This window comes from Anaerolineales bacterium (assembly GCA_030583885.1).
Lineage (GTDB): Bacteria > Chloroflexota > Anaerolineae > Anaerolineales > Villigracilaceae > Villigracilis.
Map to the genome: position 1 here is coordinate 445771 of CP129480.1, position 13743 is coordinate 459513.

The window sequence follows — 13743 nt, forward strand, 5'->3', positions numbered from 1 at the left end:
AATCCCTCTATTTGAGTGGATTTGCTTGGTACGACAAGGATACAGTGAAAAGGCGAGATGGGCAAGCCTGATTTTGTTTTCCCCAAACAAAAAATCGCGCTGTTCGTGGATGGCTGTTTCTGGCATGGCTGTCCGCAGCATGCGACCATGCCGAAGAACAACCGTCCATTTTGGGAGAAGAAGTTAGGGGGTAACGTGGAGCGGGACAGGCAGGTCACACGTCAATTGCGCCCCTTCCCGTCCTCCCCCAAGTCCGACAATTTAGATTTTGAATGAAGACAACAATCCCCATGTCGGACTTGGGGGACAGCGTGCCCTTTGGGTAGGTGCCCGACCGAAGGGAGTGGCGGAGGGGGCGGGAACACGAGTTGAAGGTCCCAGCGCGGGTGGGGCGAGGGTGCAAAGAGCGTTAAACACGACGGACACCAAGGTCACGAAGGGGAAGGGTAGCGGGCGTTAATCTACACGCAGTTTATGGTCTACCGTCCATACCCTCCGGGTACGATGTCGTCACGGTCAGGTTGTGATACAATGACGGAAAATATACGTCATATGACGGCTTTTATCCGTCGCCGCTGAAAGGCTTTCCCATGATCGAAGTATTGCTTGGCTCAAAGAACGCAGAACGGGTGCTGATCTATATCTTCGCGCGCGCAGAGGGCTATGCGCGGGGGATCGCGCGTTTCTTCGAGGCTGATTTGAAATCCATTCAAAATCAACTGGATAAACTGGAGGCGGGCGGGGTGCTGGTCAGCCGCGAGGTGGGGCGGACGCGCCCGTACGTTTTCAATCCGCGTTACCCGTTTTTGAATGAATTGAAAGCCTTGTTGGAGAAGGCGCTCTCGTTCTATCCAGCCGCCGAGCGGGATGAACTGATGATGAACCGCCGCAGACCGCGCGCAAGAGGCAAGACGTTATGAAGCGCATCAAGTCCATGAGCCAGGCGGAATTGGCGGCATATATTCAGGATGCGCTGCAAGCGGAAGGAATCCATGTGGTGCTTTCAGGCGGGAGCGCGGTCTCGTTTTACAGCGGGGATAAATATGTTTCAAAAGATCTGGACCTGGTCAACGCAGGCTTTGCAAGGCACGGCAGAATCAAGGCAGTGATGGAAAGTTTGGCGTTTCAGGAAAAGGGGCGGTACTTCACCCACCCTGAAACAGATTATTTTGTGGAGTTCCCTGATGGTCCGCTTTCAGTGGGCGAAGAACCTGTGGCGGAAGTCAGCGAGTTCGCGCTGTCAACAGGGACGTTAAAAATATTGTCTGCAACGGATTGTGTCAAAGACAGGCTGTGCGCCTTTTACTTCTGGAACGACTTGCAGGGATTGGAACAAGCGGTACTGGTGGCAAAAAACCAGCCAGTGAGGTTAAAAGATATCAAGCGCTGGTCAAAGGTTGAAGGAAAGGAAAAAGAATACGATTTGTTTGAGAAAAGACTTTCCACATAATGGCTAACGCAGTGGAAGGGACGATCTGTCGTCTATCGTCCGCGGTCAGTCTTTCAACAGATCTGCGAGAAAACTGAACAAGCCGCCTTCCTCGTCATCGTCCTTTTCGGGCAGGTCGCTGGCGACGATGCCGCTTTGACCGTTGATCAGCACGAGATGTTCGCGCCCGCCGAAGGGGATCTCGGTCATCCACACGGGCAGCAGGTTGAGTTTGAAGGAGGTCACCAGCATGTTCGCGGAGGAGGTGTGGACGATGTTGAGTCCGCGCAACAGGGAAGGCAGGTCGCGCTTCAATTTGTTGTACGCCTGACTGCGCGCGTCGAGCGAGGCATCCGCCATCGGGACGTCGTAGATCTCCGCAGGCCAGGAGGCGAGGAAGCGCGGGTCGTACGGCTGGAACGGCTTCAGGTCAAAGGTGGGGATCAGCTTCGAGAAAACAGCAGACAGTTTGCGGGAGGCCGGCAGCGGCAGGTCGTCCACCAGCACGGGATATTTTTCCGTGACGCGTCTCACCTTGCGCTCGCGCTGGCTGCCGAACGCCTGCTCTTCATATTCGACGACCTCAGCCGTGTAATCCAGCGTGCCGCCGATGTCGAAGGTCCACAGCGGCAGGTACAAGCCGCGCGGAAGTTCGACCTGCTTTTCAGGCGTGATGCCATTCCCTTCCACCCATTCGACGAGCAATTGCACGGCGCGTTTCTGGCTGAAGGCATGCGGGATGAGCGCGTCTGGCGCGAGAAGGTCTTTTGAGTTTTCAAGCCGAACGACGTGCGGCGAATCGCAGTACGCGCAGTCCGCGGAAATTTGTTTGGGCGGCAGGATGAACTTCGCGCCGCAGCCGTTGCAATGGAAGGCCTGCTCCTGCAAAGGCCTGCCGTGTCCTTTCAACGTTGCCATCGCAACGATGAAATCCTTTTCATCTTCCTTCTTCGCGCCCAGGCCCAGCGCATGCGCGCGCGTGCAATAATCACAGACCAGTGAGCCGCCGTCGGGCGCGAACGACATGCGTCCGCCGCACTTGGGGCACATGAAGCGCTCGGCATCCGCGCTGCGCAATCCATCGGGTGCAGGGGGCAGGTTGTCGGGATTCACCAACTCGTCGGCTTTGATCTTGCCGTCGAGGATTGCCAGTGCACGCCGCGCGCGGGTGTGATGCAGGTCATGCGAAAGGCAGTTCTCCAGGGCTTTTCGTTTTTCCGCCGCATCGTCGAGCGCCGCGCTCATCCAGAACCAGGCCTCGGCAAGCACCTCATGCGAACCCGCCATGTAAATGGCGCGGTCGAGATAGCGGCGGGCGGCATCCCGGTCGCCCGTCTTCGCTTCGATGATGCCGGTGCGGAGAAGTTCCCTGGCGTATGAGTTGCTCAATTCATCCTCACCATCGCATCCGTCATCTTCGCCACGCGCGCCATCGCCTTCACATCATGCACACGGATGATGTCTGCACCGCGCGTGATGCCCACCGCCACCGTCGCAGCAGTTCCTTCGATTCGTTGATCTGGAGGCAGGTCCAATGTAAATCCGATAAATGATTTGCGCGAAGTCCCCAACAGGATGGGATATCCCAGCGAGCGGATCTCTCCGAGTCGGTTGATCAGCTCGAGGTTATGCTCGCGCGTCTTTCCAAAGCCGATGCCTGGGTCAAGCAATATAACATTTTCCCGCACCCCGGCATTCTTCGCGATCTCCACACTGACGAGTAATTCGCGCTTCACATCTTCGAGCAGATTCCCGTACTCCGCGCCGAGGTACGTCCCGCCCAATTTCTCGCGTACCTCCACGCTGGCAGGGTTGCTGCGGTTGTGCATCAAAATCACTGGCGTTTTATATTTCGCAGCCACAGACGCGATTCTCTCATCCGCGCGAAAGCCCCAGACATCATTGACGATGTGCGCCCCCGCACGGATCGCCGTCTCCGCCACGCTGGCTTTATAGGTATCTATTGAAATGATCGCATTGGGGAAATTACTATGCAGCGCTTCGATGACGGGGATGACCCGCTCCGTCTCTTCCTCCGCATTCACGGGTGCGGAGCCCGGCCGCGTGGATTCGCCGCCAACATCCAGAATATCCGCGCCGCCTTCGAGGAAATCCGCAGCCTGTTTGACGGCCATTTCAATCACATCCCCTTTGGCAATGATGCCGTCCCCCGAAAACGAATCGGGAGTCACATTCAGGATTCCCATCACATACGTGCGGGAACCCCAGTGGAATGTAAAACTCCCGATCGGAAGAGTGGGGGATTTCATAAACAATCAGGTCACACCTGCACTTGCGTCAGGTGCAAGTGTTGCGAGGGCTGGTGGTTGAGTAGGGGCGCCTGGGCGCCACGTATCGAAACCACACACAGCCCGAAGCAATCTCCTCACCGAGTTGGAGATTACTTCGTCGTGACGCGGAGCGCCACTCCTCGCAATGACATCAAGGGATCTGATCCAACGGGCGCGCCAGCCAGGCTTCGGCTTCGTTGATATCGGTGAAGATCTTCAGCGCGGAGGCCAGCCCCGTCTCGGCGAGCGCCGCCACCTTGCGGATGCCCTCCGCGATGGATTGATCCGCCACCACCACCGCCACGCGGATGTTGCGCGCGGACGGGTCGCTGTTCGCATCCACCGCCATGCGGATGGCTTTCTCCGGGATCTCCTTCACAGCCCGCAGGTCATACAGGTTGCGCGTGCGGCGGTCCATGCCGAGCAGGTGCTCCAGTGCGAACTTGTGCCAGTGCGCCATGGTCGCATCTGATAAATCGGTAAAGGTCAGGGTCATACCGCCGTCGCCGCGGCGGATGACGGAATATCCCGCATCGGGCGCGGGAGTCCAGTTAAGTGGTTTTGAGTCGGTCATGGGTTTCTCCTGTTGATTGGCTGTGATTATAACGCAGGCGCGGGAAGGTAATTTTTCAATTTTGGAATCGCATGCTATAATGCGGTTCTCCCGGGCGCTTAGCTCAGTTGGTTAGAGCACTTCGTTTACACCGAAGGGGTCGGGGGTTCGAGTCCCTCAGCGCCCACAAAATCCTGCGCAAGCGTTTTTTTATTTTCAGGCCGCCTTTCCCCCTCTGCTATAATCCTTCCCATGATTCTCGTCACCGGCGCGACCGGTTTCATCGGTCGTGCCCTCGTGCGCCAGTTATCGTCCATTGGACATCCGCTGCGCGCGTTGATCCGTCCTTCGCCGCGCACACCGCGCCTGCCCAAAGGCGTCCCTGTGGAGGTGGCAGTAGTCTCCCTGGCGGATACACGCGGTCTGCGCGCAGCATTGCGCGATGTGGAAACCATCTTCCATCTTGCCAGCGCGGAGAACCAGGGCAGCCGCGGCGACCTGTTGACAGCGGATATCCGCGGCACGGAAAACCTCGTCGAAGCCGCAACAGATGCGGGCGTGGATCGGATCGTCTATCTCAGTCACATCGGCGCGGCAGGCACCTCGGCATATCCTGCCTTCAAGGCAAAAGGGCTGGCCGAGGAGCACATCCGCAACGGGAAGGTGCCCTACACGATATTGCGGACGTCGCTCGTCTACGGACCGGAAGACCATTTCACCAACAACCTTTCACGGCTGATCCAATCTTCCTTTGGGGTCTTTCCCATCCCGTCCGGCGGGCGGGCGGTGGTACAGCCCGTCTGGGTGGAGGACCTGGTGACCTGCATGTTGTGGTCGCTGGAAAATGAGGGGATGCTCAACCAGGTGTATGAGATCGGCGGCAGTGAATTTTTCACCCTGCAGCAGATCATCGAGATCATCATGGATGTGACGCGCAGGCGCCGCTATCTTCTGACGTTATCACCGGTCACCCTGCGTGCCATGACGGTCTTCCTCGAGGGCATCATCCCCAATTTTCCGATCTCCTCCTTCTGGCTCGATTACTTCGCCGTGAACCGCACCTGTGCCATCGATTCCATGCCGCGCCATTTTGGGCTGATGCCGGCGCGCTTCATCTACCGCCTCGATTACCTGATCCGCAGGCCCTGGTATCAGCGTGCATGGGAGGGCATCACGAAGCGAGTTGCCTCCCTGCGTCCCCGCCAGCCATGACAGATTTCACCATTCGTTTCATTGAAAGCCCCGAAGAGATGCGCCTTGTGGAGGAGCTTCAGCGCGATGTCTGGCCCGGCTCCGAAACGGATGTCGTTCCGCTGCATATGCTCATCACCGCCGTACACAACGGCGGCATTGTGCTGGGCGCCTTCAGCGGGGAAAAAATCGCCGGTTTTGTGTTTGGCTTTGCGGGACTGGAGGAAACGCCGGACGGTCCGCGCTTGAAACATTGCTCGCACATGATGGGTATTCATCCCGATCACCGCAGCGGCGGCATCGGCTTCGCGCTCAAACGTGCGCAATGGCAGATGGTGCGGCATCAGGGACTCGATCACATCACATGGACATACGATCCCCTGCTCAGCCGCAATGCCTATCTCAACATCGCCAAACTCGGCGCGGTCTGCACCACCTATCGCCGCTCGGAATACGGCGAAATGCGCGACGGCCTCAACGCCGGCCTGCCTTCCGACCGTTTTCAGGTGGATTGGTGGATCAACACACGCCGCGTCGAAAGCAGATTGGGCAAACGCCCGCGCCCCACCCTCAAAATGACCCACATCGCCCGCAGCGGACTCCGTCCCTTTTACGCGCTTCACCATGCGGAGGATGGCCTGCCTCGGCCGCCCGAGCAAGTGCCGCCCTTCGAAGACCGCCTGCTCCTAGCCGAAATCCCCGGCGATTTCCTCGACTTGAAATCAAGGGACTTTTCGCTGGCGCGTGACTGGCGCTTCTTCACCCGCGAACTCTTTGAAACCGCCTTCAAGGCAGACTACATCGTCACCGATTTCATCCACGATCAGAACGACGGCAGTCCGCGCGGACTGTATGTATTGACCCACGGCAAGAGCACGCTGGATGAATTTGAATAATTAACGCATGAGACGCCCTTGCGGACGTCCCAGCGGTTCGCCCAGAGGGCGTGGAGGAGAGGAAACGAAACCTTGTTCAGGACAAGGACTACCTCCGCGTGGAAGGATTGTTTCGAGTACGGTTCATCGCGCTCATGCCGACGGGATGATAAGTTGGCTCGGGAATGTTCACTCCATAGCTGGAAGCGGGAGCCGGCCGCGGCTTGGGCGCGGGACGGGGATAATTCGTGGAGGGCAGGTTCGAGGCGCGCGGTTGAGGCGCGGAATAGGCGGGTTCATTGCGGTACGCGGAGTATCGGACAGGCGCATCCGCGAGACTGAAGAGTCGTTCGCCAGCCAGTGAGATGGTACCGATGATCAGTACGCGGATCAACCAGACCATCGTCGCCACAAAGATCGGCACGGCCTTTGTCATGGTCGCCTGACCCAGCAGGGCGCCGCCCTGGATGTTATGGTTATTAATGGCCACAGACACACCCCACCAGGTCAGGATGGCATTGAACCCAGCCGCAAGCAGCCACGCGCCAAAGAGATAGTACACTTCGACGGGTTCGTCGCGCCCCTGTTCAGGGGTGAAGATGCGGGCGATCCCGGCAAAGTCGATGCCGCAAAAGGCAAAGGCCAGGATGGATGCCCAGCGTATGCCCGCGAACTGCAGATCGCCGAGGATATCCCGCAGGGTGTACGAGGTTATGCCAAAATTGGACACCTCGAAGGCCAGCAGTGCGGCAACAAGAATAGTTCCAAAGATCGCGCCGCGCTTCAGGGAGACGCCCCTGAGGAATGGGATCAATTGAAAATTAAGGGAACGGTTCATGGGAATTCTCCTTTTGGAACCCTGGGTGGGAAAAGCCGTCTGCCCTTAATATAGAACATATGTTCTAATTTGTCAAGGGGATCAGTCCCCTTTCCAACCCCCATCCCATCGGTACCATTTGGGTCAAAAATCGCCAAAGTGGGTTATAAATAATTCAAGGAGAGACGATGAACCTACGAGACCTGCTGAGGATCACCAGCCGAACGTTCGCGCTTGGCATCGAACGCCTGCCCCGTATTTTGTGTGACGCGACCACCATCGCCTATCTGCTCCTGAGGGTGTCGGACTATCTTGAAGATAATGACGAGATGGAAGCCGAACAAAAAGTCAGACTGTTGAATTTATGGATCAACATCCTGCGTGAGCAGGAGGATGTCATCCGTCTCACCAGTCAACTAAAGGACTCTGCCACCGGCAATCCGGATGCGATCGTGGCGCAGCATTCAGGGGAGATCCTGCTGCATCTGCTCTCCCTGCCGTATCAAGTCCAGGAGATCATCGTCCATCACGTCATCAACAGCACACAGGGCATGGCGCGCTGGACGCAAAAAGGCTCCACGGTGAACGACGAAAAAGACCTGGACGATTACATGTTCGAGGTGGCGGGCCGCGTTGGATATCTGGTGACGCAGTTGTTTGCCTGGTATTCCGTCACCATCCGCCGCAGGGAAAAGGAGATCATGCCGCTCGCTCGCGAATTTGGGCTGGCCCTGCAGACCGTGAACGTCATCCGCGGCATGCGCGAGGATTACGACCGCGGCTGGATCTACATCCCCAAAAAATTCCTCGCGGAAACCGGCATCTCCGCCGACCAGCTCTTCGACCCGGACTATCGCCAGCAGGCGCTTCAAGTCCTGGACCGAATGACGGAGAAGGCCGAACGTCATTTAAGACACGCGTTGACCTATGTAAAAGCCCTGCCCTGGTGGCAGCACGGCATCCGGCTGGGCTGCATCTTTCCATTGATGTTCGCCATCCGCACACTGGCGGTCAGCCGCAATAATGCGGATGTGTTTGGCAATGAAACCAAGATCACGCGCGAAGAAGTAAAAAGAATCGTGCTGGATTCAACCCTGTGGGGATGGTCGAACCAGTGGCTGGATCGTTATTATCAAAAGTTGAACATGGCCAGGGATTGACCGTCCTGCTATGGGGTAACCACCGCAAGTTCTTCGATCGGCGCTGAGAGCTGTAATAGCCCGGCATATATCCAGGCGGTTTGTGCGGGCTGTTCCGGCATCTCCACCAGCAGCCATTGGTCATCCTGTGTTTTTCCAAGCGCAAGTACAGAGCCCTGCACTGCAAGGACGCCCACTTGAGGCGCATTAAAATCCGGCGCGCTGCGCAGGTTCACCACATTGGGGCCTGGATTTATCACGGTGTGTACGGGAGGGCCTGCCGGCATTTCCGGAGGAAGATTGGATCCCGGTGTTGGCGGGGCAGATGTGGGCGCTGGAGGAACCGTCAATGTCACCCCGAGCAAACGTGCGAGCTCAACGTCATACTGTAAATGCAGGTCACGGGCCTGCGAAATGCCGGCATTGATCAGGTTCACATCCGAACTGCCCATAAACGCGATCAGAGTCTGGACAACCACTGTCATGTGCGAGATCTGTAATTTTTTTAGCCCATCCAGACAGAGCGGCACGGACTGGTCCTGCGCCTCGCGCAGGACACGCTGTAATTCGGGGATGACCGTGACGAGTTGAGCCTGCGGCGTATTGGATGCCAGTGTGGAATAGTCGTCAAATTCACGCATCAATTTATTGACCTTTGCCGCTTCCGCCGGCAAATTTTCATCCGAACACAGGTCTGGCGTGGGGGTGAAGACCGGTGGTTGCGGAGTGACGGCAGCTGTTGATTTTCCACTGCAGGCCGCAAGCAGGACCGGCAAACATAAAAGGATGAAAAAGGGAGTGCGTAGTTTCATATATTGTCCATGGATCGCAGGGATAAGGTACATCGGCAACATTGTAACAAAATAACAGGCTGGTTTCCAAACAAAATGCCCTTGACATAATTCAGCCTCTGAATTATGATTGCGTCCAATAAAGTCTATTGGATTACTAGGAGTTAGATCGGGAATGAGACTTTCCAAACGCGGCGAGTACGGCCTGCGGGCAATGATCGCGCTGGCGGAGCCCGCTGAAAAAAGCAGCGCCCCACAGATGCTGCAGATCAAGGAGATCGCGCTTCGCGAGCAGATCTCCCCCAAGTTCCTTGAGCAGATATTGCTGGCGCTCAAGAACGCGGGTCTGCTTCACAGCAAGATGGGCGTTGGCGGCGGATACTACCTGGCCAGGTCTGCCAAAGAGATCACGCTCGGGCAAGTTTTTCGCGTGCTGGATGGTCCTGTGGCCCCGATCAAGTGTGTCAGCCAGATGTCGTATGAACATTGCGGCTGCCCCGATGAAGCGACCTGCGGCCTGCGGCTGGTGATGGGTGATGTGCGCAATGCCATTGTCGATATTCTCGATCACACCTCATTGGCGGATGTAACGAAAAGACAGAGCGCAGTCCGGAAAAAGCTGGGGTTATAGTAGGCGCACGCATGCCATGCGCTTTTTTTGAATCCATAAAGACTACTAATTCTATAGAATATATTTCACTTTGACAATCCAGAGTAAGAAACTACAAAAAGGAGAACTTCATGGAACTTTCCATCCTTCTGTATGTGCTGGTGGGGTTCATCGCACAACTCATCGACGGCGCCCTGGGCATGGCGTACGGCGTCAGTTCAAACACCTTTCTGCTAAGTCTGGGCATCCCCCCTGCGGCGGCTTCCGCCAGCGTACACATGTCGGAGGTGGTGACCACAGGCGTTTCCGGCCTGGCGCATCGGAAATTGGGCAATGTGGATTGGAAACTTGTAAAACGGCTGTTGATTCCCGGTGTGATCGGCGGTGTGGCGGGCGCATATGTGCTCACGTCCATCGATGGGGATGTCATCAAGCCCTATATCTCAGCATACCTGCTGATCATGGGCGGCGTGATCGTCTACAAAGCCTTCACCATCGTTCCGCGCCACAAACCGGACGGGTATCATGGTCCGCGCATCAGCCTGCTCGGTCTCTTTGGCGGATTCTGTGACGCCATCGGCGGCGGTGGTTGGGGACCGGTGGTTACATCCACGCTGGTGGCACGCGGCAAGAATCCGCGCATGACCATCGGCTCGGTCAATTTTTCGGAATTTTTTGTCACCCTGGGACAATCCATCTTGTTCGTACTTACGCTGAGTCTCGGGCAATACTGGCAGATCATTGTTGGCTTGCTCATTGGAGGAGCGGTTGCCGCGCCGATTGCGGCAAAACTGACGCAGAAATTGCCCTTGAAGGTATTGATGATCTTTGTCGGCGTTTTGATCATTGGGTTAAGCATCCGCACGCTGGTGCTTGCGTTGAGATAAAAAAGAATGGGGCGGCCACATGGCCGCCCCTGCGGGAGTTTCACCAAATTCCCGGGATTAACCGATACCGCGTTTTCTGCGCGAATTCCTTGTAGCCGGGCAGTTCGGCTTGCAGGGTTCTATCCTCCAACGCGGTGCGGACGATCATGACCGTCATCAACAGGATGGTGGGAATCCACGCCCAGAGCGAATCCAACAACAAGGGAATGCATATATAGCCAAGCAGGCCGCCGGCGTAGCCGGGATGGCGGAGGATGCGGTACGGTCCCGTGGAGATGACGTGATGTCCGCGCTCGGTTTGGATGCGGACGGTGCCGGAGAAGAAGCGGTTCTCGATCAGCGCCCAGGAGGAAAAACCATAGCCAAGGAGAATGCCGGTCAGCGCAAGCAGGTGTAGGGTCGGGTGAGAAACGGGCGAGAGGGCGTAATATTTATCCACCCCCGCAACGACTGGAATCAAGATCGAGCCAATCCCAAGCAATGGGGCGAGGACTTTGTCCCATGGTTTCGTGTCCTTTGCCTGCATGAAACGGGCGCGTTCCTTTAATAGATCCGGGTGGCGGCGGCCGGCAAGGGCGCGGCTGACCACGAAGGACAGAATGCTCACAAGGGCATATGCCCACGCCTGCCACCAATTCCACACGCCGGAGACGATCATCGGGAGCAAGGGCGCAATGACCACAACCAGCAACAACTGGAAAATGACGCGAAACGCAATAGTTTTCTTAGCATCGGACATGATTCGCCTCCACTGCCATTATAATAATCTCATGACGGAGAACAAGTGATGAAACACATCCGCCGGACATTCGGCTTGTTACTGATAATTTTTGCCTCGTTCGTGCTGGTCTTCCAGCCTGCCGCGGCGCAAAACGAAGACCCGCTCGCCATCGTGCTGACTGCCGAGGGACCGATCATGCCGCCCATGCGGGAATACATCCAACGCGGCATCCAAACCGCGGAACGCGATAATGCGGAACTGCTCATCATCGAATTGAACACGCCCGGCGGCAGTGTCGCCACCATGCTGGAGATCATCGAAGCGATGGGCAACAGCCGGGTGCCGGTCGTGGTGTACGTCTCACCGCGCGACGCGCAGGCGGCAAGCGCCGGTGCGTTGATCACGATGGCGGGAGACGCCTCCGCGATGGCTCCGCGCACGGTGATCGGCGCGGCAAGCCCCATCGGCGGTTCGGGCGAGGACCTGGGGTCGGATGCAAGGGCAAAAGCCGTGAACGACCTGAAAGCCGTTGCGCGCGGACTGGTGGAACGTCGCGGTGCCGACGTGGTTGCGCTTGCCGAAGCGATGATCGAGGAGGCGGTGGCGGTCACTGCAACCGAAGCGCTGGAGATCGGTTTGATCGACTTCATCGCGGACGATACCGAAGGCCTGCTGCAATTATTGGATGGCATGCAGGTGGACGTGCGCGGCGAGACGCGCACCCTGAACACGGAGAACATCCGCGTCCGCCCGCTGGAAATGAGCTTCATCGAGGGGATCCTGCTCCTGCTCACCAACCCGAACATCGCCTTCCTTCTGCTTGCGATCGGCGTTCAGGCGATACTGATCGAACTCTCCAGCCCCGGCGGATGGTTCGCAGGCTTCCTCGGCGCGGTATTGCTCACGCTCGCGATCTACGGTCTGGGCGTGCTGCCGATCAACTGGTTCGGTCTTATCTTCATGGCAATTGCCTTCGTCCTATTCGTTCTCGAATTCAATACGCCAACGTATGGCGCGCTCACGGCGGCTGGCGCGGCGTCCTTCATCGTCGGCGCGCTGGTCTTGTTCAACTCGCCCGGCACGCCGGAGTTCCAGCGTGTGTCCGTTCCACTTGTGGTTGGCGTGGGCGTTTTCTTCGGCTTGATCTCCTTCGCCGTCATCATGTTCGCCGTGCGCGCATTTCGTTCGCCGGTCCGCATCGGGCAGGAGTCCATGCTTGGGCAGACGGGAACAGCCGTCCTGTTCAAGCGAGGCGCGGGACAGGTGCAGGTGGGGAGTGAATTGTGGAGCGCGGAAAAAGCCGCAGACTCGGAAAATATCCGCAAGGGCGATTCCGTCGAGGTTGTCGAAGTTCGAGGATTGAGATTGGTTGTGAGGAAGAAATAATTACATGTCGTTGCGAGGGCGACAGCCCGAAGCAACCTCCCGTTGAGTCGGAGATTGCTTTGCTGCGCGCGCAATGACATAAACGCTTCAAGAGGAGCCCATGCCTGTTACCCCGACGAGAGACAGAGTCAACCCCCAAACAGATTCGCGTCCGCTGCGCCGCCCGGATTGGATCAAAGTCCGCGCGCCTTCGGGCGAGACCTACGAATGGCTGCACGGACTCATGCGCAAGAAGGAACTGCACACCGTGTGCGAGGAAGCCATGTGCCCGAACCTCGGCGAATGCTGGGGCAGCGGCACCGCGACGTTTTTGATGCTCGGCGACGTTTGCACGCGCACCTGCGCCTTCTGCGACATCAAACACGGCAAGCCCGCTTTGCTGGACTGGAACGAAGCCGAGCGCGTGGCACAGGCCGTGAAAGCCATGGAATTGAAGCACGCCGTCATCACGTCCGTGAACCGCGATGAACGCCGCGACGGCGGCGCGCCCATCTTCGCGATGGTCATCCGCCGCATCCGCGAGCTGCTGCCCGGCTGCTCCATCGAAGTGTTGATCCCCGATTTCAAGGGCAGCATCGAAGCCTTGAAGATCGTCATGGACGCCCGCCCCGAAATCCTGAATCACAACGTGGAAACCGTGCCGCGTTTGTTCAAAGCCGTCCAGCCGCAGGATAACTACGAATGGGCGGCGGCGACCCTGTCCAATGCAAAGAAACTCGACCCCGAGGTGTTAACCAAGTCCGGCATCATGCTCGGCTTGGGCGAAACCATGGACGAGGTTAAAGCCGTGATGCGCGACCAGCGCAGTTGGGGCGTGGACATTTTGACCATCGGTCAATACCTACAGCCGAGCAAGAAACACCTTGCCATGCAGCGTTATTACACCATGGAGGAATTCGCCGAATTGCGCGAGTATGGCAAAGAGATCGGCTTCAAGTGGGTGGAGTCGAATCCGCTGGTGCGGTCTTCGTATCATGCGGCGGAGCAGGTCCGCGCATTGAGCGTGGTGCATCGCAAGTTGTATGGGGAAACCCAGTGAGTAGTGGACGGTAA

The 13743-nt window shown here is 57.4% G+C and carries 16 protein-coding genes and 1 tRNA gene; 11 read left to right on the forward strand and 6 right to left on the reverse strand.

Features of this window, described 5'->3' with window-relative positions; genetic code table 11:
• Nucleotides 1-57 precede the first annotated feature (57 nt).
• The 3 genes from QY332_02185 to QY332_02195 all read left to right on the forward strand — a co-directional run bounded on the left by QY332_02185 (nucleotide 58) and on the right by QY332_02195 (nucleotide 1450).
• Complete coding sequence (locus QY332_02185; protein WKZ36736.1) at nucleotides 58-276, forward strand: hypothetical protein; 219 nt, start codon at nucleotides 58-60, stop codon at nucleotides 274-276.
• A gap of 314 nt (nucleotides 277-590) precedes the next feature.
• Complete coding sequence (locus QY332_02190) at nucleotides 591-920, forward strand: hypothetical protein (protein ID WKZ36737.1); 330 nt, start codon at nucleotides 591-593, stop codon at nucleotides 918-920.
• Entirely contained in the window at nucleotides 917-1450 is a 534-nt protein-coding gene (locus tag QY332_02195; protein WKZ36738.1) for a hypothetical protein, read from the forward strand. The genes QY332_02190 and QY332_02195 overlap by 4 nt, the downstream gene beginning before the upstream one ends.
• Before the next feature lie 45 nt (nucleotides 1451-1495).
• Here QY332_02195 and QY332_02200 read toward each other — a convergent pair whose 3' ends face one another.
• The 3 genes from QY332_02200 to QY332_02210 form a co-directional block, all read right to left on the reverse strand.
• Nucleotides 1496-2818, reverse strand: coding sequence for a hypothetical protein (locus QY332_02200; protein WKZ36739.1), 1323 nt, complete (start codon nucleotides 2816-2818; stop codon nucleotides 1496-1498).
• Nucleotides 2815-3699 (reverse strand): dihydropteroate synthase, encoded by an 885-nt coding sequence (folP, locus tag QY332_02205; GenBank protein WKZ36740.1) that lies wholly within the window; start codon nucleotides 3697-3699, stop codon nucleotides 2815-2817. The genes QY332_02200 and folP overlap by 4 nt, the downstream gene beginning before the upstream one ends.
• Nucleotides 3700-3871: 172 nt before the next feature.
• Nucleotides 3872-4294 (reverse strand): hypothetical protein, encoded by a 423-nt coding sequence (locus QY332_02210; protein WKZ36741.1) that lies wholly within the window; start codon nucleotides 4292-4294, stop codon nucleotides 3872-3874.
• A 92-nt stretch (nucleotides 4295-4386) separates the two neighbouring features.
• Here QY332_02210 and QY332_02215 point away from each other — a divergent pair.
• The 3 genes from QY332_02215 to QY332_02225 all read left to right on the forward strand — a co-directional run bounded on the left by QY332_02215 (nucleotide 4387) and on the right by QY332_02225 (nucleotide 6360).
• Nucleotides 4387-4460, forward strand: a tRNA-Val gene (locus QY332_02215).
• A gap of 65 nt (nucleotides 4461-4525) precedes the next feature.
• Nucleotides 4526-5485 carry an NAD(P)H-binding protein gene (locus tag QY332_02220; GenBank protein ID WKZ36742.1) on the forward strand — a complete coding sequence of 320 codons (960 nt, stop codon included), beginning with the start codon at nucleotides 4526-4528 and terminating at the stop codon, nucleotides 5483-5485.
• Nucleotides 5482-6360, forward strand: a complete 879-nt coding sequence (locus QY332_02225; protein WKZ36743.1) for a hypothetical protein — start codon at nucleotides 5482-5484, stop codon at nucleotides 6358-6360. Before QY332_02220 ends, QY332_02225 begins: the two co-directional genes overlap by 4 nt.
• An 88-nt stretch (nucleotides 6361-6448) precedes the next feature.
• Here QY332_02225 and QY332_02230 read toward each other — a convergent pair whose 3' ends face one another.
• A complete protein-coding gene (locus QY332_02230) occupies nucleotides 6449-7177 on the reverse strand; it encodes a hypothetical protein (protein WKZ36744.1) in 729 nt (242 codons plus the stop codon).
• Between the two features lie 167 nt (nucleotides 7178-7344).
• Between QY332_02230 and QY332_02235 the strand changes: the two genes are divergently transcribed.
• The gene (locus tag QY332_02235) at nucleotides 7345-8316 is read left to right on the forward strand and encodes a squalene/phytoene synthase family protein (protein ID WKZ36745.1); all 972 of its coding nucleotides are present in this window, start codon (nucleotides 7345-7347) and stop codon (nucleotides 8314-8316) included.
• A gap of 8 nt (nucleotides 8317-8324) precedes the next feature.
• Here the strand turns inward: QY332_02235 and QY332_02240 are convergent, their stop codons facing one another.
• The gene (locus QY332_02240; protein ID WKZ36746.1) at nucleotides 8325-9107 is read right to left on the reverse strand and encodes an SH3 domain-containing protein; all 783 of its coding nucleotides are present in this window, start codon (nucleotides 9105-9107) and stop codon (nucleotides 8325-8327) included.
• 154 nt (nucleotides 9108-9261) lie between these two features.
• Between QY332_02240 and QY332_02245 the strand changes: the two genes are divergently transcribed.
• Nucleotides 9262-9717: an Rrf2 family transcriptional regulator gene (locus tag QY332_02245; GenBank protein WKZ36747.1), complete on the forward strand. Its 456-nt coding sequence runs from the start codon at nucleotides 9262-9264 to the stop codon at nucleotides 9715-9717.
• Nucleotides 9718-9827: 110 nt separating this feature from the next.
• Nucleotides 9828-10583, forward strand: coding sequence for a sulfite exporter TauE/SafE family protein (locus QY332_02250; protein ID WKZ36748.1), 756 nt, complete (start codon nucleotides 9828-9830; stop codon nucleotides 10581-10583).
• 40 nt (nucleotides 10584-10623) lie between these two features.
• On the opposite strand, the gene QY332_02255 is transcribed toward QY332_02250, so the two are convergent.
• Nucleotides 10624-11322 (reverse strand): isoprenylcysteine carboxylmethyltransferase family protein, encoded by a 699-nt coding sequence (locus QY332_02255; GenBank protein ID WKZ36749.1) that lies wholly within the window; start codon nucleotides 11320-11322, stop codon nucleotides 10624-10626.
• A 48-nt stretch (nucleotides 11323-11370) separates the two neighbouring features.
• Between QY332_02255 and QY332_02260 the strand changes: the two genes are divergently transcribed.
• Together QY332_02260 and lipA are read left to right on the forward strand one after the other, a co-directional pair.
• Nucleotides 11371-12690, forward strand: coding sequence for a nodulation protein NfeD (locus QY332_02260; GenBank protein WKZ36750.1), 1320 nt, complete (start codon nucleotides 11371-11373; stop codon nucleotides 12688-12690).
• Nucleotides 12691-12790: 100 nt separating this feature from the next.
• The gene (gene lipA / locus QY332_02265; GenBank protein WKZ36751.1) at nucleotides 12791-13729 is read left to right on the forward strand and encodes a lipoyl synthase; all 939 of its coding nucleotides are present in this window, start codon (nucleotides 12791-12793) and stop codon (nucleotides 13727-13729) included.
• The last annotated feature ends 14 nt before the right edge of the window (nucleotides 13730-13743 follow it).

Coding starts and splice junctions, on each gene's coding strand:
- QY332_02185 (WKZ36736.1), top strand. CDS start 58: ATGGGCAAGCCTGATTTTGTTTTCCCCAAACAAAAAATCGCGCTGTTC.
- QY332_02190 (WKZ36737.1), top strand. CDS start 591: ATGATCGAAGTATTGCTTGGCTCAAAGAACGCAGAACGGGTGCTGATC.
- QY332_02195 (WKZ36738.1), top strand. CDS start 917: ATGAAGCGCATCAAGTCCATGAGCCAGGCGGAATTGGCGGCATATATT.
- folP (WKZ36740.1), bottom strand. CDS start 3,699: ATGAAATCCCCCACTCTTCCGATCGGGAGTTTTACATTCCACTGGGGT.
- QY332_02210 (WKZ36741.1), bottom strand. CDS start 4,294: ATGACCGACTCAAAACCACTTAACTGGACTCCCGCGCCCGATGCGGGA.
- QY332_02220 (WKZ36742.1), top strand. CDS start 4,526: ATGATTCTCGTCACCGGCGCGACCGGTTTCATCGGTCGTGCCCTCGTG.
- QY332_02225 (WKZ36743.1), top strand. CDS start 5,482: ATGACAGATTTCACCATTCGTTTCATTGAAAGCCCCGAAGAGATGCGC.
- QY332_02230 (WKZ36744.1), bottom strand. CDS start 7,177: ATGAACCGTTCCCTTAATTTTCAATTGATCCCATTCCTCAGGGGCGTC.
- QY332_02235 (WKZ36745.1), top strand. CDS start 7,345: ATGAACCTACGAGACCTGCTGAGGATCACCAGCCGAACGTTCGCGCTT.
- QY332_02240 (WKZ36746.1), bottom strand. CDS start 9,107: ATGAAACTACGCACTCCCTTTTTCATCCTTTTATGTTTGCCGGTCCTG.
- QY332_02245 (WKZ36747.1), top strand. CDS start 9,262: ATGAGACTTTCCAAACGCGGCGAGTACGGCCTGCGGGCAATGATCGCG.
- QY332_02250 (WKZ36748.1), top strand. CDS start 9,828: ATGGAACTTTCCATCCTTCTGTATGTGCTGGTGGGGTTCATCGCACAA.
- QY332_02255 (WKZ36749.1), bottom strand. CDS start 11,322: ATGTCCGATGCTAAGAAAACTATTGCGTTTCGCGTCATTTTCCAGTTG.
- QY332_02260 (WKZ36750.1), top strand. CDS start 11,371: ATGAAACACATCCGCCGGACATTCGGCTTGTTACTGATAATTTTTGCC.
- lipA (WKZ36751.1), top strand. CDS start 12,791: ATGCCTGTTACCCCGACGAGAGACAGAGTCAACCCCCAAACAGATTCG.